The following is a 23,726-nucleotide window of genomic DNA, read 5'->3' as shown; positions in this document are numbered from 1 at the left end:
CTGGGACGGCGCATTAGAAAAACTATGCAAGGAACCGGGACGGCAGCGCCGATCCCCTGGCGATCAGGTCAGCGGCACCAGCCGCTTCGCCGCCGCGACGGTGCGGTCCAGCCAGTCGAATTCCAACCGCCGCGTCGCCTGCATGTCGTCCCCATGGGGCAGCCAGTGTTCCAGGATCACGCTCATGTCGGGGTCGCGGTCCGACAGCGCGTCCAGCACCTGCGCCAGTTCCGCGCGGCCCTCGCCCAGGGGGGTGCCGTGGATGCGGAAGCCCACGCCATAGGGGTCGGGCGTGATCTGATAGTCCTTGAAATGCAGGTTTATGGCATAGGGTGCCAGCATCCGCACCGTCTCCATCGGCCATTCGCCCGCGCAGATGGAATTGGCCACGTCCAGGCAGACGCCCAGGGCATCATCCGCCACCGCGTCCAGCAGCTGCACCATGCGCGGCGAGGGATAGTTGAAGTGGTTCTCGATCGCGAAGCGCAGGCCCGCCGCCTTGCCGTCGGGCAAAAGCTCGCGCAGTTGCGCGGCCAGATCCGGCACCGGGATCAGCGCGTCCTCGGCGTCCAGGGCCACGCGCAGGATGGACGACCCGATCCGCTGGCCGATGGGGATATAGCGGGCCAGTTCGGCGGCATCGAAGGATTGCGTGCCCAGTTCCAGCGTCATGCCGTATTCGTCGGCCCGCGCCTTGAGCGCCCGGTGTTCGTCCGCCGACAGCCGGTCCAGCGGCAGGTTGTCGGCATATTGGACGACCGACAAGCCGTGGCCATGGGCGATCTCCAGCACCTCCATCGCCGTCATGGGCGTGGCCGGCTGCTTGTCCCCGATGCCGATGTTCCAGCGAAAGGCATAGCTGCCAAGGCCCAGTTTCATGTCTTTCTCCTCAAGAAAACGGCGCCGGTCGCCCGGCGCCTGGCGGTCAGTGGATCAGCGACCCGCCGTTCACATCGACCTCGGATCCCGTGACATAGGACGAGATGTCGGATGCCAGGAACAGCGCGCAACCCGCGACCTCGTCGGCGGTGCCGGGGCGGCCCATGGGGATGCCCGCGTTGATGGTCGCGCGCATCTCGTCGGTCAGCTTGCCCGCGGTGATGTCGGTGGCGATGAAGCCGGGGCAGATGGCGTTCACGCGCACATTGTCGGGCGCCAGTTCGCGCGCCATGGCCTTGGTCAGGCCCAGCACGCCCGCCTTGGCCGCCGAATAATGCGGCCCGCCGAAGATGCCGCCGCCGCGCTGCGCGGACACGGACGACATGTTGACGATCTTGCCGGACTTGTTTTCGCGCATGTGCGGGATCACGGCCTGGCTGCAATACAGGGTGCCGCGCAGGTTCACGTCCAGAACGTCGTCATAGTTCTTCGGCCCGATCTCCATGATCTTCAGCGGCTGGGTGATGCCAGCGTTGTTGACCAGGATGTCGATGCGCCCCCACCGCTGGATCAGCGCATCGAAGGCGGCCTTCACGCTGTCCAGGTCGGTGACGTTGCAGGCCAGGCCGACATGGTTTTCGCCCAGGGTCGCGGCGGCGTCCTTCGCGGCGCCCTCGTCCAGATCCAGGATCGCGACGGTGGCGCCGTGGCGCGCGAACAGCCGCGCGGTGGCAAGGCCCAGGCCGCGCTTGGATGCGGCGCCGGTGATGACGGCGAACTGGCCGTCGAGCAAAGCGGTAGTCATGGTTTCCTCCGTTGGATTGGTCAAAGCCAGCCGCGAATCTGGCGGATGATGGCGTCGGTCGAGATGCCATAGCGGTCGTGCAGCGACGGCAGCGCGCCCGCGTCAAGGAACTGGTCGGGCAGGCCGATCATGCGGAACTGCGGGGTGACGCCGTTGGTCAGCAGCGCGCCCGCCACCGCCTCGCCCAACCCGCCGACGACGGTGTGGTTTTCGGCGGTCACGACCAGGCGGCCGCCGCGTCCGGCCTCGGCCAGGATGGTCTGCACGTCCAAGGGCTTGATCGTCGGGCAATGCAGCACGGCGACCGAGGTGCCGTCCTTCTCCATCGCCACGGCGGCATCCAAGGCGCGCATGGTCATGAAGCCGGACGAGACGATCAGCGCATCCGTCCCGTCGCGCAGCAGCTTCGCCTTGCCCAGTTCGAACCTGTAATCCGGGCAGTGCCTGCGGATCACCGACGGCACGTTGCCGCGCAGCAGGCGCATGTAGACCGGGCCGGGATGGGCGGCGATGGCGGGCACGGCCTCGGCCACGTCGATGGCATCGCAGGGATCCACGATGGTCAGGTTCGGCAGGCCCCGGAAGATCGCCAGATCCTCGGTCGCCTGGTGGCTGGGACCGTATCCGGTGGTCAGGCCCGGCAGGGCGCAGACGATCTTGACCGGCAGGTATTCCTCGGCGATGGCCATGGCGATGAAGTCGTAGGCGCGGCGCGACGCGAACACCGCATAGGTGGTGGCGAAGGGGATGAAGCCCTCGCGCGCCATGCCGGCGGCGGCGGAGACCATCACCTGTTCGGCCATGCCCATCTGGTAGAAGCGGTCGGGGAAGGCCTTGGCGAAGACATGCAGGTCGGTGTATTTGGCGAGGTCAGCGGTCAGCCCGACGATACGGTCGTTCTTCGTGGCCTCCTCGACAAGCGCGTGGCCGAAGGGGGCGGCCACGGCGTCATAGCCCTCGGCCGCCAGCGAGGCGATCATGGCCGAGGTCTTGCCGCCGCCCTGACCGGGCTGGCGCGGTTCCCATTTGCGGTGGGGATCATAGCGGTGCTGGATGGTCATGGGCGTCACTCCGGCCGGGTTTCGTCAAGGACCGTCAGGGCCTTTTGCCATTCGTCGGGTTCGACCCGGACGAAATGGGTGATCTCTCGCGTCTCCAGGAACGGCACGCCCTTGCACATCACCGTGTCGCAGACGATGGCGCGGGGGCGGTCGTCGCCCAGGTTGCGGGCGGTGTCGAAAGCCGCGACAAGCGCGTCGATGTCGTTGCCGTCCACGCGCTGCACATGCCAGCCGAAGGCGGCCCATTTGTCATGCACGGGCTCGCTGGACAGGGTTTCCGTCGATTTTCCGTCCGCCTGCTGGTCGTTGAAATCGACGATGCAGATCAGGTTGCCCAGCCGGTGATGGGCGGCGGCCATCGCGGCCTCCCATGTGGAGCCTTCGCCCAACTCGCCGTCCGACATCAGGTTATAGACGAAGGCCGGGTTCTTCTTGGCCTTCAGGCCCATCGCCATGCCGACGCCGATGCCAAGGCCCTGGCCCAGGGATCCGCCGGTGATCTCCATCCCCGGCGTATAGGCGGCCATGCCCGACATGGGCAGGCGGCTATCGTCGGCGCCATAGGTTTCAAGCTCCGCCTCGGGCAGGATCCCCGCCTCGATCAGCGCGGCGTAAAGCGCGATGGCGTAATGGCCGATGGACAGCAGGAAGCGGTCGCGCCCTTCCCATTCGGGGTCGGCGGGGCGGAAGTTCAGCGCGTGGAAATAGGACACGGCCAGCACGTCGGCCACGCCAAGCGCCTGGCCGACATAGCCCTGGCCCTGGACCTCGCCCATGCGCACGGCCTTGCGGCGGATTTCCCAGGCCCGGCGCGCCAGGCTCATGTTGGGGATGGCGGGTGCGGTTGCGCCGTTCATCGGCAGTCTCCTTCTGGTCGGCCCCGTCACGGGGACGGGGGCGGTAAGACAGGGTTGGAAAGGATCGGCAGGGGTCAGTAGATGGTCAGCGCCGGGACATAGCTGACAAGCGCCAGAACGATCATCGACACCAGGAAGAACGGCCAGAGTTCGCGCGTCGTCGCCCCCAGCGTGGTCTTGGCGATGGATGCGGAGATGAACAGCGTGGTGCCGATGGGCGGGGTGTAAAGCCCGATCCCCAGGTTCAGCACCATCATCAGGCCCAGCTGCACCGGGTCCATGCCGATGCTGGCGGCCAGCGGCACGAAGATCGGTCCCAGCAGCAGGATCGCGGGCGGCAGGTCCAGGGGCATGCCGATGATCAGCAGCAGGATGTTCATCGACAGGATGATCAGGATCGGGTTCTGCACCGTTTCCGTGATCCAGACCGCGAACCGTTCCGGCACCTGGTCGAAGGTCAGGATCCAGCCCACCGCCGCGCTGCCCATGATGACCAGCATGACGACGCCGGTGGCCACGCCCGCCTCGATCAGGTTGTCCTGGAACCGGCCCCAGTTCATGTCGCGATACAGGAACACGCTCATCCCCAGGGCATAGACGACCGCCAGGACGGAAATCTCGGTCGGGGTGGCGATGCCGAAGCGCAGGCCCAGCAGGATCAGGATCGGCAGCAGCAGCGCAGGGCTGGACAGGACCGCCAGCCGCGCCAGTTCGCGCAAGGATGCCGAATCGTCGGTCTGGGTGAAGCCGCGCCGCCGGGCGATCCAGTTGCAGCACAAGACCAGCCCGACCGCCAGCAGCACGCCGGGCAGCAGCCCCGCCGTGAACAGATCCGCGATCGAGGTGCCGGACACCAGCGAATACAGGATCAGCGGGATCGAGGGCGGGATCAGGATGTCGATCACCGCCGAGGTCGAGTTGTTGGCCGCGCACAGCGCCGAGGGATATCCCTGCCGCTTCTGCCAGGGGATCAGCACGGATCCCAGGGCGCTGGCATTGGCGACCGCCGATCCCGACACGCCGCCGAAGACCACGGATGCCGCGACGGTCGTGGCCAGCGGCCCGCCCTTCCACCGCTGCATGACCTTGGACGCGAAGGCCAGCAGCTCGTTGCCCAGCGTGCCGCCCAGCATCAGCGTGCCCGCCAGCATGAAGAAGGGCAGCGCCAGCATCGGGAAGGATTGCGTCTGCTGGTACAGTTGCTGGACCACGATGGACAGCGGCAGCCCGGCAAAGAAATAGATCGCGAAGGCCGAGGACAGGACCAGGGCGTGACCCACCGGCACCGCCAGCAGCATCAGCGCCGTGAAGGACAGAACAAGGGCAAGCGTCATTGGCCGGTCTCCTCGGGGTTGGGGATGGGCAGGGCCTCGGGGCCGATCCTGATCAGGCGCACGGTGATCGCCAGGGTGGCCAGGATCACCAGGGCGGCGCCCCCCGCCAGCGCGAAATAGCTGTAGGTCGCGGGCAGGCCCAGCACCGGGCTGAGGTCGATCCAGGACATGTTGCCGACCTGGAAGGCCACCACCATGACGATGGCATTGCCCAGGATCACGCAAAGCTGGGCCAGCACATAGACGGCCTGCTTGCCGCGACGGCCGAACATCTCGGGCAGGGCCTCGACCGCCATATGCGCGCCGCGCTGCGCGCCAAGGGCGATGCCCGCGACGATGAAGAAGGGAAACAGCCGTTCGGGCAGTTCCTGGGCGAAGGCAAGGCCGCTGCCCATCACGTAACGGGCAACGACATTGGCGAACAGCAGCCCCAGCAGCGCCAGGCCCGAGATCATCAGGACCGTCCGCGTTACGAACGAGATGATCCAGTCCAGCCCGTCGGCCAGCCGCAGCAGGCGGCCGGGCGGGTGCGGGACATCGGTGCCCAGGTCGCGCTGCGGGTCTTCCCGATGATCGTTGGGCCGGGTCATGGATCAGGCCTTGGCCGCGTCGATCAACTGGCTGACGAAATCGCCGAAGGGCTTGGCCTTCCAGATCTCGGCCACCGGGGCGGCGGCGGTGCGGAAGGCGTCCTTGTCGACCTCGTTGATTTTCAGGTTGGCATCGGCGCTGAACTGGTCGAACAGCTTTTTCTCGCTGTCCCGGATCAGACCGCGCTGCATCTGCGTGGCCGCATCCGCCGCCGCCTGGATCTGGCCCTTCTGGTCGTCGCTCAACTGCTGCCAGCGGATCTGCGAGATCAGGAAGGGCGATACCTCCCATTTATGGCCCGACAGGCTGATGAAGGGGTTCACCTCGTAGAGCTTGGACGAGGCGATGTTGGTCAACGGGTTTTCCTGCCCGTCCACGACGCCCTGTTGCAGCGCGATGTACAGCTCGCCAAAGCTGATCTGCTCGGTCGCGGCGCCCAGGGTGGTGAAGATGTCGATGGTCATCGGATCGGGCGGCGTGCGGATGGTCAGCCCGGCCAGATCGGCGGGCGTGACGATCGGCTTTTTCGAATTGGTGATATGGCGGATGCCGTTGTCCCACCAGCCCAGCGGGACCATGTTGACGGCGGCGAAACGCTGGGCCAGGGCGGCGCCGACGGGGCCTGCCAGAACCGCGAAGGCGTCGTCCGAGGTGTCGAACAGGAACGGCAGGCCAAGCGCGGCGATTTCCGGCACCAGGGCGGAACAGGAACCCTGGCTGTTCACGGTCATATCCACCGCGCCGGTGCGCAGGCTGGTCAGCAGCGACTGTTCGTTGCCAAGCTGTTCGGCGCCGGCCACGCGGACCGCGAATTCGCCGCCGGTGTTTTCGGCGACCAGGCGCCCGAATTCGTCGGCGGCGGTGCCGCGCGGGTTGCCGGGCGCGGCGTTGTGGCCCAACGTCAGCGTGGTCGCGGCCTGCGCGCCGCGCGGATAGGCCAGGATCGCGGGCGCCGCCAGCAGGGCGGTCGCGCCCCGCAGCAGGGTCCGGCGGTTCAAGGTGGTGGTCATCGTATTTCCTCCCAGTGATGACAGGCCAGTATGGTGGGCATGACGGCCTCCGCCCCCGGCGGGCAGGCCGGGCCGCGACGCCTTTGCCAAGGCTCTCGTGCAGCCCCTGGGGGCTGTGCGGGATCGGTCAGGATCGGCGGTCGGCCGGCGGGTCGCCCTTGACGGCGCGGCAAGCGCCCATGAACGCGACGGCGCGGATCTGCGGCATCGGACGGCCTCCCTTCTTTCGTCGTGTCGCGGAGGGCGCCAGGGCGCCGTCCGGGCAAGCCCGCTCTCTCCTCAGGATCGGGACTGCAAGCGGATAGTCGCGCCGGGATGCCCCTGGGTCAAACGCGAAAAGCAGCCGTATTCATGAAATGGATTCACTTATCCCAGAATCCGGTCGGCACTGGACAGGGCCAGTTCGTCGCCCATCCAGGCCAGGAAGGCCTTGATTTTCGGAACATTCTGTTTGGCCCGCAGCATCGAGATGCTGTGGCAGGCGATCCGGTGGCCGGAATCGGGAAAGATCCGCACCAGGCTGCCGGTCTGCACCTCTCGTTCCACCAGCAGATGGCTTTCCAGGCAGATCCCCTGCCCGTCCACCGCCGCGCTGATCGACATGAAGGATCGGTCGAATCGCGGCCCGCGATCCAGATCCAGTTCGACTCCGCCGTTCAGCCGCGCCCAGTCGGCCCATTTCAGCAGGTTCACCTCGGAATGGATCAGGGTCTGGTGGCGCAGCGCGGCGGGCGTGCGCAGGGGCGGGTCGGCGCGGGCCAGAAGGTCGGGCGAACACAGCGGCATCACCGCCTCGTCCGGCAGCGGCTGGGTGATCACCCCGCGCGAAGGCAGGACGCTGCCATAGCGGATGTCCACATCCACCAGCCCGGCCGCCAGATCCGCCGGATCGGTCGAGGCATAAAGCCGCACGTCGATGCTGCCGTGCTGGGCGCTGAACCGCGACAGGCGCGGCATCAGCCATTGCGCGGCGAAGCTGGGCACGGAATGGACCGTCAGGATGTCGGTCTTGCCGTGCCGTTCGATCTGCCGGGTCGCGGCCTCGATCATCGAGAACGCCTCGGAAACCTGCTGGAAATAGGCCTCTCCGGCGTCGGTCAGGGCGATGGTGCGGGTGTCGCGGTGAAACAGGCTAAGGCCGATGCCCTGTTCCAGAAAGCGGATCTGGTGGCTGATGGCCGATGCGGTGACGTGCAGCTCATGCGCCGCCGCCGTGAACGACCCGCGCCGGGCCGCCGCCTCGAAGGCTTGCAGGGACTTGAGCGAGGGGATGCGTCTCATTGCGCCATTCTAATGCGGCGGGCGGCATGAGGCCAATTCAAAAATCCGCTTCCGCATTTCATTTGAGTTCAGCAAACCCGCTTTCTAGCCTGCTGCCAGGGGACACGGGGGGAACGACATGGATCTGTCATTCGTGGGGCTGGGCGCCATGGGCACCCAGATGGCGCGCAACCTGATCGGGGCCGGGTTCGCGGTCCGGGGATATGATCCCCATCCGCCGGCATTGGAGCGGTTCGCCCGCAACGGCGGCCAGCCCGCCGCATCGGTCGCGGATGCCGCGCGGGGGACGGATGCGCTGATCCTGATGGTGGTCAACGCGGCGCAGGCCAGCCAGGTGCTGTTCGACGACGGCGCCCTGGAGGCCCTGGTCCCCGGCGGAACCGTCGTGCTGATGGCGACCTGTCCCCCCGGTTCGGTCCGCGACCTGGCCGACCGGGTCCGGGCGTCCGGGCGCGGCTTCGTCGATGCGCCGGTCTCGGGCGGGGTCGCGGGGGCGCATGCCGGGACGCTGACCATCATGGCCGCCGCCGATGCCGCGCTGTTCGACCGCATCCAGCCGGTGCTGCGCGCCATGGGCGACAAGATTTTTCATGTGGGAACCCAGCCCGGCCTGGGCGCGACGGTCAAGGTCGTGAACCAGCTTCTGTGCGGCGTCCACCTGGCCGTGGCGGCGGAGGGGCTGTCGCTGGCGTCCAGGGTCGGCGTGGATCCCCAGGTGATGCTGGACATCCTGGGGGGCTCCTCGGCGTCCAGCTGGATGCTGAAGGATCGCGGCCCGCGCATGATCCAGCCCGACCCCCAGGTGACAAGCGCGGTGGACATCTTCGTCAAGGATCTGGGCATCGTCCTGGACGCGGGCCGACAGGTCGGCGCGGCCCTGCCCCTGGCCGCCGCCGCCCACCAGATGTTCCTGGCCGCCACCGGGCGCGGCGACGGTCTGGCCGACGACAGCCAGGTGATCCGGTCCTATGACCTGCTGAACCGGGGCCGTTAGGGCGCCTGAACATTGCACCGCCGCGCGGCTTGGGCCACAGTCGCGCGCATGGATCTGCCGATTGCCCCCCTGACCCTGACCCCCGAGGAAGCCGAGGCGCTGACCGCGCTGTATCGCCGCGGCACGCCCGCCAACACGCTGCGGGCCTGGGAACGCGATCTGGCCTATATCGGGGCCTGGAAGCAGGCGGCCTTCGGCGCGCCGCTGGACTGGCCCGAGGCCGAATCCGTCGCGTTGCGGTTCCTGCTGGACCACGCCCAGGATCTGACCGACACGCCCGGCCCGGCGCGGGACGCGGCGCAGGCGCTGATCGCGGCGGGGCTGCGGCGCAGCCTGGCCTGCCCGGCGCCCGCGACGCTGGACCGGCGCATCGCCAGCTGGCGGGCGTTCCACCGGATGAAGAACCTGCCCTCGCCCTTCGATGCGCCGCTGGTGTCGCAGACCCGCGGCCAGGCCCGGCGGGCGGCGGCGCGGCCGCGCGCGCGCAAGTCCGAAAACCCCATTACCCGCCCCGTGCTGGAGGCGATGCTGGCCACCTGCGACCACAGCCACCGGGGCCTGCGCGACCGCGCCGCGCTGATGCTGGGTTGGGCCTCGGGCGGGCGGCGGCGGTCGGAAATCGCCGCGCTGAACGTGGACGACATCGACAGCCGCGACTTCGACGCATCCGGCCTGCTGCGGATCCGGCTGCTGACCACCAAGACCACCGGCCCCGACCTGGCCCCGCGCCTGCCGCTGAAGGGCCGCCCGGCCCGTGCCGTCATGGTCTGGATCGCGGCGGCGCGGCTTGACTCCGGGCCGCTGTTCCGTCCCGTCAGCCTGTCGGACCGCGTCCTGCCCCGCCGCCTCGGCCCCGAGGGGATCCGCGATCTGGTCCGGCACCGGCTGGAACTGGCGGGCTATCCGGCCGACTTCGCCAGCGCCCATGGGCTGCGGTCAGGCTTCCTGACCCAGGCCGCCCTTGACGGCGCGCCGCTTCCCGCCGCCATGGCCCTGTCGCTGCATCGCAGTGCCGCGCAGGCGCAGCGCTACTATGCGGATGTCGAGATCGCCGACAACCCCGCGACCGACCTGCTGGAATAGGACCGCTGGGGCGATCTGGAAGCCCCGACCAGCGGCATGGCGCGCGGAAAACGCGGCGACGGCGAAGGCCCCCTAGGATCCGCCGACAGGCCACATCCGCGACCAGACGCCGTCGCGGCGGATCAGCGCGTGCTGGGCGGCGGCGGCAATGTGCAGGGCAAGGACCGCGATCAGGACAAAGGCCCCGGCGGCGTGGATCCCCTGGGCGATGTCGGCCAGGCGCTCGGATTTGGCAAGCCACGGTCCCGCGCCCAGCCGATCCAGCAGCTCGATGGGAAAGCCCCCGCTGCGGACGCGGACAAAGCCGCTGACCGGCATGACCACCAGCAGGACATACAGCAGCGCATGGGACAGGCCCGCCGCGCGGCGCTGCCAGCCGGGGACCGACACCGGCAGGGGCGGCGGCCGGTGGGTCAGGCGATAGGCGATCCGCGCCAGGATCACCGGCACCAGCACAACGCCCGTGTTCTTGTGGAACAAGAACAGCGCGTCCTGAAGCGGCCGGGGGATCCCCTCGCGCGTCATGATCAGTCCCGCCGGGATCATCAGCAGCACGGCTGCGGCGGTGATCCAGTGCAGCCATCGGGCGGGCGGGCGATAGCCGGGCAGGCGTTCGGTCATGGCGCTGATCCCCCTTGGCCCCAGCCTAGCAGAAAACGCGGATTTCGCACAGCCGATCCCGTGCGGCGGCGCTTGACGGATGGCGGGCTTGGCCTAGGCTTCGGACATGCGCGGCATCCATCCTTTCCGGCGGGCAGCAACGCGGCGGGGTCGCCCTGCCGGGACGGTCCCGGCGCAGATCGCCGCCACGGCCCTAGGCGGGCTTGCCCTCATCGCGGCGTCGCGCGGGGTGCTGGCGGGAAGCGCGGCGGGCGCGGCGGCGGCGATGGCGGCCTTCCTGCTGGTCTGCGGGGCAGCCTTGGGCGCGATGCGGCGCGGCTATCCCCATGATCGGATCGGCGGCTGCAACGTGGTGACGCTGCTGCGCGCGGGTCTGGTCTGCGCGCTGCTGATGCCGCTGGTCGCGGGCAGGCCGGCGGGATGGGCGGTGGCCGGGGTGGCGGGCCTGGCCCTGGTCCTGGACGGGCTGGACGGCCGCCTGGCCCGGCGCAGCGGCCTAGCGTCCCGCTTTGGTGCCCGCTTCGATATCGAGGTCGACGCCGCCCTGGCCCTGGTCCTGGCCCTGCATGTCATCGCCGGAACGGCGGTCGGGGCCGAGATCCTGGTCCTGGGCCAGGCCCGCTACGCGTTCGAGGCGGCAGGCCTCGTCTGGCCCTGGCTGCGGGCGGATCTGCCCGACCGCCGCTGGCGCAAGGCGATCTGCGTGATCCAGATCGTCACGCTGATCCTGTTGCAGACCCCCCTGCCCCCGCGCGACCTGGCCATCGACCTGGCCCGGCTGGCGGCGGTGCTGCTGGCCGCATCCTTCGCGGTGGATGTCGCCTGGCTCTACAGGCACCGCCGATGACCGCCCTGCGCCTGCTGGCCGCCGCGGCCCTGATCCATCTGGCCCTGGTGCTGCCCGCCGCGCCGATGCCTGCCGGGGATGCGCTGCTGCGGATCGCCCCGGAACTGCCGCTGGTCCTGCTGGCGCTGGCCTGCCTGGGACGGGTCGGGCGGGTGGCGATCGCGGCGGTGCTGGCGCTGCTGGCGGTGCAGAAGATCGCCGACCTGGCGATGACCGCCGCCTTGGGGCGGCCGTTCAACGCCCTGGCCGACATGACCCTGATCGGGTCGGGCCTGGACCTGCTGGCGGATGCGGCGGGACGCCCGGCGCTGTGGGCGGGATCGGTGGCAGCCGCCGTCGCGGCCGCAGCCGGTCTCTGGGCGCTGTGGCGGGCCTGCGGCGTCTGGTCCGGCGGGCCGGTCCGGTCGCGCGGGCGGCTGGGTCTGGCCGCGCTTGCCGCCCTGTCCCTGGCTGCGGCCGGATCGGATCTGGGCTGGCACGGCAATGCCCCCTATGCCCGCGCCAAGGCCGCGCTGCTGCACCGGACCGCCCAGGATCTGCGCCGGATCCGGGCGCTTGCGGCGCGGGACGCCCTGGCGGGTGCCGACGGGCTGCTGAGCGCCATCGACCGCGACGTGCTGGTGATCTTCGTCGAAAGCTATGGCCGGGCCAGCTTCGACGTGCCGTTCCATGCCGAACGTCACCTGGACCGGCTGCGCCGCGCGCAACGGCTGCTGGCGGATGCGGGGCTGGCGATGCGGTCGGGCTTTCTGGCGGCGCCCGCGCGGGGCGGGCAAAGCTGGCTGTCCCACGCGACCTTCGCCAACGGGCTGTGGGTCGCCGACCAGGCCCGCTATGGCGCGGTTCTGGCCAGCGGCAGGCAGGGGCTGTTCCACCACGCCCGGCGGGCGGGATTTCGCACCGCGGCGGTGATGCCCGCCATCATCAGGGCCTGGCCCGAGGCCGCGAGGATGGGCTTTGACCGCATCCTTGCGGCGGACGACCTGGGCTATCGCGGGCGGCCCTTCAACTGGGTGACGATGCCCGACCAGTTCACGCTGGCCGCGACGGACCGGCTGCTGCGCCGGTCGGACGACCCGCGCCCGCTGTTCGCGCAGATCGCCCTGATCTCGTCCCACGCGCCCTGGGTGCCGGTGCCGCGCCTGCTGCCCTGGGACCGGGTGGACGACGGACGGGTCTTCGACGCGATGGCGGCGGCAGGCGATCCGCCCCAGGCGGTCTGGCGCGACCGGGATCGGGTGCGCGCCGCCTATCGCGAGGCGGTGGATTACAGCCTGGAGACGGTGCTGGACTATGCCCTGATCCACGCCGCCGACCCGCCGCTGATGATCGTGCTGGGCGATCACCAGGCCGCGCCCTGGGTGGCGCAGGACGACAGCCCCGACGTGGCCATCCATCTGATCGGACCCGCCGCTCTGGTCGACCGCGCGGCGGATTGGGGCCTTGCCCCCGGCCTGATCCCGCCCGCGGGCAGCCCGGCCCTGCCCATGGACCGGATGCGCGGCTTGATCCTGCGCGGCTTCGGCGGGCATGTCCCCCGCGCCCAAGGGCCTTGCCGCCCCCGCCTTCGCGTCCCATGATGGACCGACATTGCGAACAGGAGTTTCCATGCCTCCGATCCCGATGACACGGCGCGGCCTGATCACGGCCGGGGCTGCGGGGCTTGCCCTGGGGGGCGCTGGCCTGCTGCGGCCCGCCGCCGCACAGGTGCCGGTCGCCCTGCAACTGTCCTGGCTGCATTCGGTTCAGTTCGCGGGCAGTTATATCGCGCAGAAGAACGGCTGGTGGCGCGACGCGGGGCTGGAGGTCGCGCTGCTGCAAGGCGGGCCGAACGCGCCGGTCGAACCGCCGGTGGTGGCAGGAACGGCCCTGGTCGGGATCTCGGCCGCCGACTATGCCGCCGCCGCCGTGGCCCAGGGCGCGCCGTTCAGGATCATCGGCGTGGCGATGCAGAAGAACCCCTTCGCCATCGCCTCGCTGCCCGACAACCCGGTCCGCGCGCCCGCCGACCTGCCGGGCAAGCGGATCGGCATGGCGGTGGCGAACACCCCGGTGCTTCAGGCGCTGTGCAGGCTGAACGGCATCGACATGGGCGCCATCCAGATCGTCCCAACCCAGTATTCCGCCCAGCCCCTGCTGGCCGGGCAGGTCGATTGCCTGCTGTGCTGGGAAACCGACCTGCCCGTCGCGATCGAGATGCAGGGCCTGCGCGCCGAAACGATGCTGCTGGCCGATCACGGCTATGTCCTGCATTCCCAGACCTATATCGCCACCGACGACAGCATCGCCAACCGCCGCGCCGACCTGGTCGCGCTGATGGCGGGCGAGGTGCGGGGCTGGGACGCCTGCCGCGCCGACACCGATGCGGCCGCCGAACTGACCGTCGCCATGTTCCCCGACGCCGGGCTGGATCTGGAAACCCAGAAGTTGCAGGCCCGCCGCCAGGTGCCGCTGATGTTTTCCGACCTGACCGACACCCAGGGCTTCGGCTGGTGGAGCGACGAGTCGGTCGAGGCGACGATCCGCACCCTGTCGCTGATGGGCCGGACGGTGACGCCCGACCTGTGGGATCGGTCGATCCTTGAAGATCTCCATGGCTGAGATCGCCTGCACCGGCGTCTCGAAGCTGTATGGCGACAGCATCCTGGCCGTGGACGGGATCGACCTGACCTTCGTCTCGGGCCGGACCACGGCGCTGCTGGGACCGTCGGGCTGCGGCAAGTCCACCCTGCTGCGCCTGATCGCGGGGCTGGAGGAACCGACCGCAGGAACGGTCAGCATCGCGGGTGACCCCCCTGCCGCTTTGTGCCGCCGGGGCGGGCTGTCCATCGCCTTCCAGGATCCCTGCCTGCTGCCCTGGCTGACCGTGGCGCGCAATGTCGCGCTTGGCCGCAAGCTGGCGCGGCAGGCGCCCGATCCGCAGCGGGTGGACCAGCTGATCAACCTGGTGGGCCTTGGCGGCTTTCAGAACGCGCGCCCGGCGGCGCTGTCGGGCGGAATGCGGCAGCGCGCGGCCATCGCCCGCGCGCTGATCACCCGCCCGCAGGTCTTGCTGCTGGACGAGCCTTTCGGCGCGCTCGACGCGCTGACCCGGCGGCAACTGGCCCAGGATCTGCCGCCCCTGTGGCAGGAACAGGACGCCACCGCCCTGCTGGTCACGCATTCCGTGGACGAGGCGGTGATGCTGGCCGACCGCATCGTCGTGCTGTCGCCCCGCCCGGCCCGCGTGATCGCCGATCTGGCGGTGCCCCTGCCCCGCCCCCGCGACCCCGAGACCCCGGCCTTCCGCCGCCTGGCGGGCGATGTCCTGGCGGTGCTGGCGCGGGGCGGCGAACAGGCGCAATCGCTGGCGGCGCAATGACCGCCGCGTCCCGCTGGGCCGGGTTGGCGGCCTTGCTGGCGCTGTGGCAGGGGCTGGCGCTTGCCGGGGACGGCTGGCTGCTGGCAGGGCCGGTGCAGGTCGCGGAATGGCTGTGGTCGAACCCCGGCCCGACCGGCCGCGCCACCGCCGCGACCCTGGGCAACGCCGCCTGGGGCTTCCTGCTGGGGAACGGCGCCGCGATCGGGCTGGCAGGCATCGCCGCGCTGTGGCCCCGCGCGCTGACCCTGGTGGCGGGGCTGGCGCTTGTGGTCTTTTGCCTGCCGCTGATCGCCACCGGGCCGATCCTGCGGGTGCTGATGGGACCGGGGGACGGGCCGCAGATCGTGCTGGCCGCGCTTGCCGTCTATTACACCACGCTGATCCCGCTGCTGGCGGGGCTGCGGGCGATGCCGCAGGCCTGGCTGGATCTGGTGCAAAGCTATGGCCGGGGCCGCTGGGCGGAACTGGTCCATGTCCGCGCCCGCGCCGCGCTGCCCTATCTGCTGGCGGGGCTGCAAATCTCGGCACCCGCCGCGATCCTGGGGGCGATGGTGGGCGAATTCACCGGGGCCGAGCGCGGCCTGGGCGTGCTGACGATCCGTTTCACCCGCGACCTGGACGTACCGGCGCTGTGGGCGGCGGCGACCCTGGCGGCGGGGCTGTCGATGGCCGTCTATGCCGGGATCGGCTGGCTGGGGCGGCGGGCGCTGTCCGATCCGCCGCCGGTCATCCTGGCCGCGCCTCGGCCGGTGCGGGGATCGCCCGCCCGCAAGGCCGCGCAGGCGGCGCTGCTGATCGGCGTCGTGCTGGTGCTGTGGTGGGCGGCGGTGGCAGGACTGAACCCGTTCTTCGCCCGCCGCCCCCCGGACGTGGCGGCGGCGCTGCTGTGGGCGCCGGACGCAGCCGCCACCCGCGCGACGCTGGGGGCGGCAGTGGCGCAGACGGCAGGGCTGGCCCTGCCGGGATACGCGGCGGGGCTGGCGCTCGGCGCCGGGCTGGCGGTGCTGCTGACACTGCGGCCCGGCTTGGCGGCGGTGACGGTGCCGCTGGCCGTCGCGCTGCGGTCCATCCCCATCGTCACGACCGCGCCGCTGGTCGTGCTGTTGCTAGGCCGCGGGGCCACGGGCACCCTGACGCTGGTCGCATTGATGGTGTTCTTTCCCGCCTTCGTCGCCTGCCAGCAGGGGCTGGCCCAGGCGCCCGGCCCGATCCTGGATCTGTTCCGCAGCCATGCGAGCGGACCGCTGCGCCAGATGCTGCATGTCCGCATCCCCGCCATGCTGCCCGCGCTGTTCGCCTCGGCCAGGATGACCGTGCCTGCCGCGATCCTGGCCGCCACGGTCATCGAATGGCTGGCGACCGGGCAGGGCCTGGGCAACCTGATGGCGCTGTCGGCGTCGGTTTCGGACTATGATATGCTGTGGCTGACGATGGTCGCGGCGACGCTGCTGTCCGCCCTGCTGTACTGGGCCGTCGCCTGGGCCGAGGGCCGGGTGCTGGCGGTTATGGCCACCGAACAGGTGCGCCCGTGACCCGGCCTTTGGCCTTCGCGGTGCCCGGCGACATCGCCACCCTGACCGGCGGCTTCATCTATGAACGCCGCCTGCTGGAGGGTCTGCGCCGGGCCGGCCACGATGTGCTGCACCTGGAACTGCCCGCGGGCTTTCCCGACCCCTCGCCGCCCGATATGGCGGCGGCGGTGGCGGCCCTGGCGGCGGTCGCGCCGGATCGCCCGCTGATCCTGGACGGGCTGGTCTTCGGGTCCATCGACACCGCCGGGCTGGCGCGGGTCCGCGCGCCGCTGGTGGCGATGATCCACCACCCGCTGGCCCAGGAAACCGGCCTGTCGCCCGCCCGCCGCGACCACCTGTTCCGCACCGAACGCGACAACCTGCGCCTGGCCCGGCATGTGCTGGTCCCCAGCCCGCACACCCGCCGGATCCTGACCGCACGATACGGCGTGCCGCCCGACGCCATCACCGTGCTGCGCCCAGGCGTGGACCAACCCCGGCTGCCCCCCGCGCCCGCCGCGCCGCCCCTGATCCTGTCGGTCGGCATCCTGCATCCGCGCAAGGGCCACGATGTCCTGATCCGGGCGCTGTCGCTGCTGCCGGATCTGGACTGGCAGGCGGTGATCGTCGGCAATCTCTGGGACCGCGACCATGCCGCCGCCCTGGCCCGTCAGCGGGCCGCCAGCCCCGCCGCGCATCGGATCAGGCTGGCGGGCCGGGTCAGCGACGACGACCTTCAGGCGCTGTATGCCCGCGCCGCGATCTTCGCCCTGGCGACCTGGTACGAAGGCCACGGCATCGTCTTCGACGAGGCCCTGGTGCGCGGCCTGCCCATCGTCAGCTGCGACGCGGGCGCGGTGCCCGACACGGTGCCGCAAGGGGCGGGCCTGCTGGTCGCGCCGGGCGATGCCCAGGCCTTCGCGGCCGCGCTGCGGTCGCTGCTTCAGGCGCCCGACAGGCGCAGGGCCATGGCCAAGGCGGCGCTTGCGGCGGGCGCGGGGCTGCCCGGCTGGCAACAGATGGCCGACCGGGCCAGCCTTGTGCTGTCGCGGATCTGAGGCCTCAGGCGGGGCGCACGTCCTCAAGCCGGGCGGCGGGAACGGCGGCCATCAGCGCGTCCAGTTCCCCCCTGTCCCGCGTCAGGCAGGCCGCCGTCGACAGCGCGTCGGCAAGCGCCGCCTGCGGCGCCGAGACCGAAACCTGCGCCCAGGCCGATGCCGCGGGTCCACCCGTGCGCGGGTCCAGGATATGGCCGTCCCGCCCGCCCGCGTCGAAGCAGGTCGCCAGCGGGGCCGAGGTCGCAAGCGCGCGGGCCGCCAGATCGACGCTGCCGCCGCGCTCGATCCGCACCGGCCAGGCGCGGCCGCCTAGGGCGCGCATCTCTCCGGTGTCGATCAGGATGTCGGTCAGCCCCTCGGCTTCCAGCAGGGCGGCCACGCGGTCGGCGACATAGCCCTGGCCGATGCCGTTCAGCGTCAGCGCCATGCCGGGGCGCAGGGCGATGCGGTCTTCGGACAGATGCACGTCGCCCCAGCCGCCACGCGCCAGGGCCGCCTGCCGTTCGGCAGCGGACGGGCGGCGGCCCTGCGCGGCGCTTTCGGCCCACAAGGCCCATAGCGGTTGCAGCGTCGGGTCGAACAGCCCGCCGCTGGCCCGGTGGACGCTGCCCGCCAGCGACAGGCATTCCAGCAGCTCGAACGGCGGCGCATCCAGGCGCCCGTCGCGGTTCAGCCGGGACAGGGCGCTGTCGGCGCGATACAGCGACAGGATGTCTTCCAGCCGGTCGATCTCGGCCAGGCAACGGGCGGTAATCGCGGCGGCGTCGGGATGGTCCAGGCGGATCGAGGCGCGGGCGCCAAGCGCCTGCCCCGTCCAGTATCGCGGCGCGGCGGCAAGGGCGCCCGGCAGCAGGGCGGCGGTGGCGGAAACGGCAAGGAAACGGCGGCGGCTCAGGGTCATGGCTTATCCCTCGGGGCGCGCGACAGGGCGCGCAGGCGGTCTTCGAAATCGGCATCCTCGGCGCTGTCGGGGGCGGTCTCCTCGGGCGTCAGGACCAGATCGTCCGAGATCTGCGACAGGCGCATCACGCTGCCGCCTTCCGCTGCCGCAAAGGCGCGGGCGGCGTCCTCGGTCCCGAAGGGCACGGCCTCGGGCGCGCCCATGCCGCCTTCGCGGGCCGATCCCAGGACATAGAAGGCGTCCTCGGCGTCGATCCAGTTGCCCCGGCCCGGATCGTCCCAGGTGGCGCCGGGGGCGCCCATGTCGTTGACCTGCATCGCCAGGATCGGAAGGCTCTGTTCGGGCAGACGGGCATAGGCGATGGCGTCGCGGACCTGGCTGAAGAACAGGGGCGTGCCCGGCATCCCCTCCAGATGCACCTGCGCCTTGGGACCGGGATGTTCCAGCAGGTTCATCTGGCAGAAATGGCCCAAGGTCTGGGCGGTCAGTTCGACCGGGCTGGTGTCCTGCGCGACCTCCTGCTTGCAGGCGGCAAGGGACAGGCACAGGGCCAGGATCAGCGCGGGCCTCATGGCGTGACCTTTCGGAAGGCGGCGGTGGCAAGCGCCAGGGCAAGCACCGGCCACAGGGCGACCGACAGCGCCGATTGCCACAACGGGATCGCCGCCGCCGCGCCGCCCATGCCGCCCGCCGCCGCGCTGGCCTGGGCCGCCGCCAGGTTGAACAGGCGGAAGGCGTCGGCCGGGTTGGCCAGCAGCAGCGCGGGCAGCGCCTGGGTGGTCAGCGCCCCGCCCCCGTCGGACACGATCAGCGCCAGCAGCACCAGGTCATACAGCACGACCGCCCCCAGCCACAGCCCGACCGCCAGCCCAGCCGCGCCCGAGGGGCGCCGCGCCAGGACCGACAGGCCATAGCCCGCCCCCAGGAAGGTCGCGCCCAGCAGGACCGAGGTCCAGATCAGCCGCACCAGCGACGGCAGCCCGGCCACCGATGCCGGATCGGCCCAGATCGCCGCAACCGCCGCCGCGCCGTATCCCGCGCAGACCGCCAGCGTCAGGATCGCCAGATGCGCCAGCAGCTTGCCCAGCAGGATCTGCGTGCGCGAGACGGGATAGGTCAGCAGCAGGGGCAGCGTGCCGCGTTCCACTTCGCCGGCGATGGCGTCGAAGCTCATCAGCAGGGCGATCAGCGGGACCAGATAAACCGCCAGCGAGGTCAGCGAGGCGACGATCACCGACAGCCGGTCGGCGCCGATGTCGCCCGTGGGCGCGGCCCCGGCGGCGGCCAGGACCAGGGCGAAGACCACCATCAGCACCACGGCGATGGCGACCCAGCGGTTGCGCAGCGCGATGCGGAATTCGTTGGCGGCGGTGGAGAGGATGCGGCTCATTGCCCGTCCCTCCGGCTGAAATGGGAATAGATGTCTTCCAGGCTGGGCGGGATCACCTCAAGATCCGCGACCTGCGGCAGGCCGGTGATGCGGGCCAGCACCGCCAGCTTGTCGTCCTGGGCGCAATCCAGATGCAGCCGTCCGTCGCCATTGGCCCGCGCCATGGGCAGGGCCTGCGCCAGGGCATCGCGCTGTCCGGCGGCGGGGGCCACGCTGATCGCCACCGGCAGGGCGGCCTTGCGGCGCAGATCGGACAGCGTGCCCTGCGCCATCAGCCGGCCCCCGGACAGGATCAGGATCCGGTCGGTGCGGGCCTCGACCTCGGTCAGGGCGTGACTGGACAGCAGGATCGCGGTGCCGCCCGCCGCCAGATCGTCCAGCAGCGCATAGAAATCGCGCCGCGACACCGGGTCCAGGCCCGAGGTCGGCTCGTCCAGCACCAGCAGGCGCGGCTTGCCGATCAGCGCCTGCGCCAGGCCGACCCGCTGCCGCATCCCCTTGGAATAGGTGCCGATGCGCCGTTTCGCGGCATCGCCCAGACCGACGCGGGCCAGCAGGTCGACGGCCTGGGCGGGCTTTTCGCCGCGCAGCGACAGGTAATGGCGGATCTGCTCCTCGCCCGTCAGGGCCGGGTGGAAGGCGGCGTTTTCCGGCAGATAGGCGACCTGCGCGCGGGCGGCGGCGGAACCGGGCGCCGCGCCGCAGACCGTGACCGCGCCGCCGTCAAAGGGGATCAGCCCCAGGATGATCTTCATCATCGTGGACTTGCCCGCCCCGTTATGGCCCAGCAGCGCCACGCGCTGCCCGGCGTCCACCGTCAGCGACACGTCGCGCAATGCCTCGACCCCGGCGAAGCGTTTAGTGAGATGCGAGATCGTCAGGGTCGATGTCATCGTATGTTCCTTTGGCCCATCGGCCCGCCGCCTCGGCCTCGAAGGCCGCGATCTGCGGGGGAACGGGAATCGTCAGGGGGCGCATCAGCGGGTGGCTGTCGGTGACGCCGCCGGGAAGGGTGGCGGGAAAGCTGGACTGGCTCCAGCGGACCAGCTGCACGGCGGGTGATCCGGTCAGCAGGCTGGCGGCGGGCTGCGACCACAGGATATGGTCGATCAGGTCGTTCGGGCGGTATGTGCCGTCGGCCACGCCGTCGCCGTTCAGGTCATAGGCCGGATGGTCGGACCAGAAATTGCCGCGCCCCTCGTGGCTCCATTCCATGAAGCGGGTGCCGACGTATTTCACCTGCTCTCGATTGCCGATGAAAGCGTTGCCGGTCAGCACGTTGCGTTCGGATCCTGCGGTGAAATGGAGGCCGATGCCGCAATCCTGGAAGCGGTTGTCCCAGATCAGGTTCTTGTGCGCGTTATAGATGAACAGGCATTTCTTGGTGCCCCCCCGGACCAGGTTGCCGGTCACGTCGGCATTGTTGGCATAGTTCAGCATCAGCCCGTGTTCGCGGTCGCCCAGGCTGAGATTGCGCAGGATCTTCGCCCGGTCGGAAAACATGATGGCAAAGCCCAGATGGTTGCCGATGCTGATGTTGTCGGAGACCTCGGTGTTGCGGGTATACATGAAGTGCACGGCAAAGCGCAGGTCGCGCATGACATTGCCGCGATAGATGCTGTCGGCGCTGGCGTTGGAAAAGATGCCGTCGCGGCCATAGCGGATCACATTGCCCTCCAGCAGGGTGCCGGGGCTGTTCCAGACATAGATGCCATTGCCGCGTTCGTTCATCTGCCGGTTCTGCCGCCCGGTGATGCGGTTGTTCGTGACCCGCGCGTCGCGCCCGCCATGCACGTCGATGCCGTGCATGTTGTCGGCCAGCACAAGGCCGTCGATCACGGCGCGGTCGGCACCCTTCAGGATCTTGACGCCCGCGTCCAGATCCTCGTTCCGGCCGCCCGATCCGGTCACGGTGAAGCCGCGCAGCACCACGTCGGGGGCGTCGACGGTGATGACGGTGCCCTGCCCCTGGCCGTCCACCACCGCACCCTCGGGGCCGGTGATGGTCAGGGGGCGGTCGATGGCGACGGGGCCGGGATAGGCCCCGCCGGTCAGGGTCAGCACGTCGCCGGGGGCGGCCCCGGCGATGGCGGCGGCCAGATTGCCCGGACCCGGCGCAACCGCGCGCTCTGCCCCAAGCGCGGGCAGGGCGGCCAGCAGGCCAAGGATCAGGGCAATCCGGCGCATCGCTCAGGCGGCCTTCGGTTCGACGAACATGCGGCCGCGCATCTCCATGTGAAGCGCATGGCAGAACCACTGGCAGTAATACCAATAGACGCCGGGCGCACCCGCGACGAAGGTGACGGAGGTGGTGGCTTGGGGCGCAACCTCCATCGCGACGCCATGGTTGCCCATGGTGAAGCCGTGGGTCAGGTCGTCGATCTCGTCCATGTTGGTGATGATGACCGTCACCTCGTCGCCCTCGGTCACGGTGAAGCTTTCCAGGCTGAAGTTCGGCGCCACGCTGGTCATGTAGACGCGCACCTTGTTGCCGTCGCGGATCACCGTGTCCGCCCAATCGTCGATATTGACGCCGTCCGCCTCGGCCTGCTTGCGGGTCTCGGCCCACAGCGGGTCGTTGCGGTCCCAGACCGACTTGATCCCCGACATGATCGCCGGATCGACCGAGATCGCGTCATGCGGCTCGGCAAAGTTGGGGCCGTCGTGGACCAGCACCATCTTGTCGCCCGAAATGTCGATCAACTGGTCGTTTTCCGGCTTCAGCGGACCCACGTTCAGGAAACGGTCCTTGGAAAACTTGCACAGGCAGACCAGCCAGTCGTTCCTGGCGTCCAGCGTCTCGCCCATCACGGTCTTGAGATGGCCGGGCTGGTAATGAACGTCGATCTTGTCCTTGATCGGTTCGACCTGTTCGCCGTTATGGGCGCGGATCGCGTCCTCGATATTCCACTTGACCACCTGGCTGTCCAGGAACAGCGAGGTATAGGCATTGCCCCGCCCGTCGAACGCGGTGTGAAGGGGCCCGAGGCCCAGTTCCGGTTCGGCCACCACGGCGCTGCGCGGATCGGCGTTTTCGGTGAACAGCGCGTCGAATTTCGTCACGTCCAGAACGGTCACGGTCGGCGACAGCTTGCCCGCGACGCACAGGTGCTTCCGGTCGGGCGCCATGTTGCAGCCATGGGGGTTGTTGGCGATCGGGATATAGCGGGTAAAGGGGCTGTTCGCGTCCTTGCGGCCGTCCAGCACCTTGGCGCCGTTCACTTCCTCGAAGCGGCCCTCGGCGATGGCCTTCTCGATCTCGGCGATGTTGAAGACGACGACATGGTCCATTTCGGATTCCGTCATCTCGGCCAGGGTCATCCCCATTTCCGAGTTGTACGAGGTCGAGAAGGCCCATTTGCCTTCGTAATCCGCGTCGCAGTTGTCCAGGTTGCCCGACACCATCACCTGCCAGGCGACCTCCATCTTGTCGGCGTCGACGGCCGTGAAGATGTTCACATAGGTGGACAGGTCGTCCATCGTGGTGCCGTCGTTGATCAGCGGCGCCTCGTCCTCGCCATTGGCGAAGATATAGTTGGTGCGCGGCCATTTCTGCGGACGCATCCCGTGCATGGCCTTGGCGTTCGGCAGTTCCAGGATGGCGTCGCATTTCATCACGTCGCAGCGGATCCGCGCGATGCGGCTGTTCGCCTTGTCGTTCATGAACAGGTAGCGGCCGTCATACTTGCCCTCGGTGAAGGACATGTGGACGTGGTGCAGGTCGCCGTTGTCGTGGATCTTCTTGCCGTTGGCGGCCAGGATCGTCTTGGTCTTGTCGGTCATGGTCCGCTGGTGGATGCGGATCGATTCGTTGGTCTGGCCCCAGCCGGTGGCCGAACAGCGGTTGAAGACCGGCACCCGCATCAGCTCGCGCATCGACGGCACGCCCAGGATCCGCATCTCGCCGGTCTGGCCGGACGACCAGAAGCCGTAATAGGTATCAAGCTGCCCCGGCGCCACGCCGCCGTCGGCCCCGGTCGCCGCCATCGCCGCGCCCGAGGTCGCGGCGGTCAGGCCCGCAGCGCCGCCAAGGCCAAGCGCCAGCCGCCCGCCCAGCGTGCCCGCCACTGCGGCGCCCCCGGCGGTCGCGCCCAGCAGCATCCGCCGGCTGAGGCCCCTATTGTCGGTCGTTTCCATCATCG

23 protein-coding genes are annotated in these 23,726 nt (G+C 70.0%); 8 read left to right on the top strand and 15 right to left on the bottom strand.

Annotated elements, in window-relative coordinates:
- Positions 1-63: 63 nt before the first annotated feature.
- The 8 genes from PARHAE_RS09645 to gcvA all read right to left on the bottom strand — a co-directional run bounded on the left by PARHAE_RS09645 (position 64) and on the right by gcvA (position 7,818).
- Positions 64-879: a sugar phosphate isomerase/epimerase family protein gene (locus PARHAE_RS09645; RefSeq protein ID WP_126154397.1), complete on the bottom strand. Its 816-nt coding sequence runs from the start codon at positions 877-879 to the stop codon at positions 64-66.
- A 46-nt stretch (positions 880-925) separates the two neighbouring features.
- A complete protein-coding gene (locus PARHAE_RS09640; protein WP_126154396.1) occupies positions 926-1,684 on the bottom strand; it encodes an SDR family NAD(P)-dependent oxidoreductase in 759 nt (252 codons plus the stop codon).
- 20 nt (positions 1,685-1,704) lie between these two features.
- Complete coding sequence (locus PARHAE_RS09635; protein WP_126154395.1) at positions 1,705-2,745, bottom strand: transketolase family protein; 1,041 nt, start codon at positions 2,743-2,745, stop codon at positions 1,705-1,707.
- A 5-nt stretch (positions 2,746-2,750) separates the two neighbouring features.
- Complete coding sequence (locus tag PARHAE_RS09630; RefSeq protein ID WP_126154394.1) at positions 2,751-3,602, bottom strand: transketolase; 852 nt, start codon at positions 3,600-3,602, stop codon at positions 2,751-2,753.
- A 74-nt stretch (positions 3,603-3,676) separates the two neighbouring features.
- Positions 3,677-4,936, bottom strand: coding sequence for a TRAP transporter large permease (locus PARHAE_RS09625; protein WP_126154393.1), 1,260 nt, complete (start codon positions 4,934-4,936; stop codon positions 3,677-3,679).
- Complete coding sequence (locus PARHAE_RS09620) at positions 4,933-5,526, bottom strand: TRAP transporter small permease (RefSeq protein WP_126154392.1); 594 nt, start codon at positions 5,524-5,526, stop codon at positions 4,933-4,935. The genes PARHAE_RS09625 and PARHAE_RS09620 overlap by 4 nt, the downstream gene beginning before the upstream one ends.
- Positions 5,527-5,529: 3 nt before the next feature.
- Positions 5,530-6,537, bottom strand: coding sequence for a TRAP transporter substrate-binding protein (locus PARHAE_RS09615; RefSeq protein WP_126154391.1), 1,008 nt, complete (start codon positions 6,535-6,537; stop codon positions 5,530-5,532).
- A gap of 366 nt (positions 6,538-6,903) precedes the next feature.
- Complete coding sequence (gene gcvA, locus PARHAE_RS09610) at positions 6,904-7,818, bottom strand: transcriptional regulator GcvA (protein WP_126154390.1); 915 nt, start codon at positions 7,816-7,818, stop codon at positions 6,904-6,906.
- Between the two features lie 118 nt (positions 7,819-7,936).
- Between gcvA and PARHAE_RS09605 the strand changes: the two genes are divergently transcribed.
- Both PARHAE_RS09605 and PARHAE_RS09600 read left to right on the top strand, forming a co-directional pair.
- Positions 7,937-8,812 carry an NAD(P)-dependent oxidoreductase gene (locus tag PARHAE_RS09605; protein WP_126154389.1) on the top strand — a complete coding sequence of 292 codons (876 nt, stop codon included), beginning with the start codon at positions 7,937-7,939 and terminating at the stop codon, positions 8,810-8,812.
- Between the two features lie 48 nt (positions 8,813-8,860).
- Positions 8,861-9,895 (top strand): tyrosine-type recombinase/integrase, encoded by a 1,035-nt coding sequence (locus tag PARHAE_RS09600; protein ID WP_126154388.1) that lies wholly within the window; start codon positions 8,861-8,863, stop codon positions 9,893-9,895.
- A gap of 72 nt (positions 9,896-9,967) precedes the next feature.
- Here the strand turns inward: PARHAE_RS09600 and PARHAE_RS09595 are convergent, their stop codons facing one another.
- Positions 9,968-10,516: a cytochrome b gene (locus PARHAE_RS09595; protein WP_126154387.1), complete on the bottom strand. Its 549-nt coding sequence runs from the start codon at positions 10,514-10,516 to the stop codon at positions 9,968-9,970.
- 106 nt (positions 10,517-10,622) lie between these two features.
- Here PARHAE_RS09595 and PARHAE_RS09590 point away from each other — a divergent pair, with 106 nt between their 5' ends.
- Genes PARHAE_RS09590 through PARHAE_RS09565 form a run of 6 tightly spaced genes read left to right on the top strand, consistent with a single transcriptional unit; the run spans position 10,623 to position 17,293 of the window.
- Positions 10,623-11,363, top strand: coding sequence for a CDP-alcohol phosphatidyltransferase family protein (locus tag PARHAE_RS09590; protein WP_241232748.1), 741 nt, complete (start codon positions 10,623-10,625; stop codon positions 11,361-11,363).
- Positions 11,360-12,943: a sulfatase-like hydrolase/transferase gene (locus tag PARHAE_RS09585; protein WP_126154386.1), complete on the top strand. Its 1,584-nt coding sequence runs from the start codon at positions 11,360-11,362 to the stop codon at positions 12,941-12,943. The genes PARHAE_RS09590 and PARHAE_RS09585 overlap by 4 nt, the downstream gene beginning before the upstream one ends.
- Positions 12,944-12,971: 28 nt before the next feature.
- A complete protein-coding gene (locus PARHAE_RS09580; RefSeq protein ID WP_241232747.1) occupies positions 12,972-13,964 on the top strand; it encodes an ABC transporter substrate-binding protein in 993 nt (330 codons plus the stop codon).
- Complete coding sequence (locus PARHAE_RS09575) at positions 13,957-14,724, top strand: ABC transporter ATP-binding protein (protein WP_126154385.1); 768 nt, start codon at positions 13,957-13,959, stop codon at positions 14,722-14,724. Before PARHAE_RS09580 ends, PARHAE_RS09575 begins: the two co-directional genes overlap by 8 nt.
- Positions 14,721-16,256 carry an ABC transporter permease gene (locus PARHAE_RS09570; RefSeq protein WP_126154384.1) on the top strand — a complete coding sequence of 512 codons (1,536 nt, stop codon included), beginning with the start codon at positions 14,721-14,723 and terminating at the stop codon, positions 16,254-16,256. Before PARHAE_RS09575 ends, PARHAE_RS09570 begins: the two co-directional genes overlap by 4 nt.
- The gene (locus PARHAE_RS09565) at positions 16,253-17,293 is read left to right on the top strand and encodes a glycosyltransferase family 4 protein (protein ID WP_126154383.1); all 1,041 of its coding nucleotides are present in this window, start codon (positions 16,253-16,255) and stop codon (positions 17,291-17,293) included. The genes PARHAE_RS09570 and PARHAE_RS09565 overlap by 4 nt, the downstream gene beginning before the upstream one ends.
- Positions 17,294-17,297: 4 nt before the next feature.
- Here PARHAE_RS09565 and PARHAE_RS09560 read toward each other — a convergent pair whose 3' ends face one another.
- The 6 genes from PARHAE_RS09560 to nosZ are packed head-to-tail and all read right to left on the bottom strand — an operon-like array spanning position 17,298 to position 23,721.
- Entirely contained in the window at positions 17,298-18,194 is an 897-nt protein-coding gene (locus PARHAE_RS09560) for an FAD:protein FMN transferase (RefSeq protein WP_126154382.1), read from the bottom strand.
- The gene (locus PARHAE_RS09555; protein ID WP_126154381.1) at positions 18,191-18,766 is read right to left on the bottom strand and encodes a nitrous oxide reductase accessory protein NosL; all 576 of its coding nucleotides are present in this window, start codon (positions 18,764-18,766) and stop codon (positions 18,191-18,193) included. The genes PARHAE_RS09560 and PARHAE_RS09555 overlap by 4 nt, the downstream gene beginning before the upstream one ends.
- Positions 18,763-19,584: an ABC transporter permease gene (locus PARHAE_RS09550; RefSeq protein ID WP_126154380.1), complete on the bottom strand. Its 822-nt coding sequence runs from the start codon at positions 19,582-19,584 to the stop codon at positions 18,763-18,765. Before PARHAE_RS09550 ends, PARHAE_RS09555 begins: the two co-directional genes overlap by 4 nt.
- The gene (locus tag PARHAE_RS09545; protein ID WP_126154379.1) at positions 19,581-20,477 is read right to left on the bottom strand and encodes an ABC transporter ATP-binding protein; all 897 of its coding nucleotides are present in this window, start codon (positions 20,475-20,477) and stop codon (positions 19,581-19,583) included. Before PARHAE_RS09545 ends, PARHAE_RS09550 begins: the two co-directional genes overlap by 4 nt.
- A complete protein-coding gene (locus PARHAE_RS09540; RefSeq protein ID WP_126154378.1) occupies positions 20,443-21,771 on the bottom strand; it encodes a nitrous oxide reductase family maturation protein NosD in 1,329 nt (442 codons plus the stop codon). The genes PARHAE_RS09545 and PARHAE_RS09540 overlap by 35 nt, the downstream gene beginning before the upstream one ends.
- 3 nt (positions 21,772-21,774) lie before the next feature.
- The gene (nosZ, locus tag PARHAE_RS09535) at positions 21,775-23,721 is read right to left on the bottom strand and encodes a TAT-dependent nitrous-oxide reductase (RefSeq protein ID WP_126154465.1); all 1,947 of its coding nucleotides are present in this window, start codon (positions 23,719-23,721) and stop codon (positions 21,775-21,777) included.
- Between the last annotated feature and the right edge of the window lie 5 nt (positions 23,722-23,726).

This window comes from Paracoccus haematequi (genome assembly GCF_900631945.1).
GTDB classification, from domain to species: domain Bacteria; phylum Pseudomonadota; class Alphaproteobacteria; order Rhodobacterales; family Rhodobacteraceae; genus Paracoccus; species Paracoccus haematequi_A.
Note: the sequence above shows the minus strand (reverse complement) of the source record. Positions and strands in the feature narration are given on the sequence as shown.

Bases quoted from the DNA above. Each gene is read 5' to 3' on its own strand.
- PARHAE_RS09595 (WP_126154387.1), bottom strand. From the start codon at position 10,516: ATGACCGAACGCCTGCCCGGCTATCGCCCGCCCGCCCGATGGCTGCAC.
- PARHAE_RS09630 (WP_126154394.1), bottom strand. From the start codon at position 3,602: ATGAACGGCGCAACCGCACCCGCCATCCCCAACATGAGCCTGGCGCGC.
- nosZ (WP_126154465.1), bottom strand. From the start codon at position 23,721: ATGGAAACGACCGACAATAGGGGCCTCAGCCGGCGGATGCTGCTGGGC.
- PARHAE_RS09570 (WP_126154384.1), top strand. From the start codon at position 14,721: ATGACCGCCGCGTCCCGCTGGGCCGGGTTGGCGGCCTTGCTGGCGCTG.
- PARHAE_RS09635 (WP_126154395.1), bottom strand. From the start codon at position 2,745: ATGACCATCCAGCACCGCTATGATCCCCACCGCAAATGGGAACCGCGC.
- PARHAE_RS09615 (WP_126154391.1), bottom strand. From the start codon at position 6,537: ATGACCACCACCTTGAACCGCCGGACCCTGCTGCGGGGCGCGACCGCC.
- PARHAE_RS09620 (WP_126154392.1), bottom strand. From the start codon at position 5,526: ATGACCCGGCCCAACGATCATCGGGAAGACCCGCAGCGCGACCTGGGC.
- PARHAE_RS09545 (WP_126154379.1), bottom strand. From the start codon at position 20,477: ATGACATCGACCCTGACGATCTCGCATCTCACTAAACGCTTCGCCGGG.
- PARHAE_RS09580 (WP_241232747.1), top strand. From the start codon at position 12,972: ATGCCTCCGATCCCGATGACACGGCGCGGCCTGATCACGGCCGGGGCT.
- PARHAE_RS09575 (WP_126154385.1), top strand. From the start codon at position 13,957: ATGGCTGAGATCGCCTGCACCGGCGTCTCGAAGCTGTATGGCGACAGC.
- PARHAE_RS09605 (WP_126154389.1), top strand. From the start codon at position 7,937: ATGGATCTGTCATTCGTGGGGCTGGGCGCCATGGGCACCCAGATGGCG.
- PARHAE_RS09645 (WP_126154397.1), bottom strand. From the start codon at position 879: ATGAAACTGGGCCTTGGCAGCTATGCCTTTCGCTGGAACATCGGCATC.
- PARHAE_RS09560 (WP_126154382.1), bottom strand. From the start codon at position 18,194: ATGACCCTGAGCCGCCGCCGTTTCCTTGCCGTTTCCGCCACCGCCGCC.
- PARHAE_RS09590 (WP_241232748.1), top strand. From the start codon at position 10,623: ATGCGCGGCATCCATCCTTTCCGGCGGGCAGCAACGCGGCGGGGTCGC.
- PARHAE_RS09540 (WP_126154378.1), bottom strand. From the start codon at position 21,771: ATGCGCCGGATTGCCCTGATCCTTGGCCTGCTGGCCGCCCTGCCCGCG.
- PARHAE_RS09585 (WP_126154386.1), top strand. From the start codon at position 11,360: ATGACCGCCCTGCGCCTGCTGGCCGCCGCGGCCCTGATCCATCTGGCC.
- PARHAE_RS09550 (WP_126154380.1), bottom strand. From the start codon at position 19,584: ATGAGCCGCATCCTCTCCACCGCCGCCAACGAATTCCGCATCGCGCTG.
- PARHAE_RS09640 (WP_126154396.1), bottom strand. From the start codon at position 1,684: ATGACTACCGCTTTGCTCGACGGCCAGTTCGCCGTCATCACCGGCGCC.
- PARHAE_RS09625 (WP_126154393.1), bottom strand. From the start codon at position 4,936: ATGACGCTTGCCCTTGTTCTGTCCTTCACGGCGCTGATGCTGCTGGCG.
- PARHAE_RS09555 (WP_126154381.1), bottom strand. From the start codon at position 18,766: ATGAGGCCCGCGCTGATCCTGGCCCTGTGCCTGTCCCTTGCCGCCTGC.
- gcvA (WP_126154390.1), bottom strand. From the start codon at position 7,818: ATGAGACGCATCCCCTCGCTCAAGTCCCTGCAAGCCTTCGAGGCGGCG.
- PARHAE_RS09600 (WP_126154388.1), top strand. From the start codon at position 8,861: ATGGATCTGCCGATTGCCCCCCTGACCCTGACCCCCGAGGAAGCCGAG.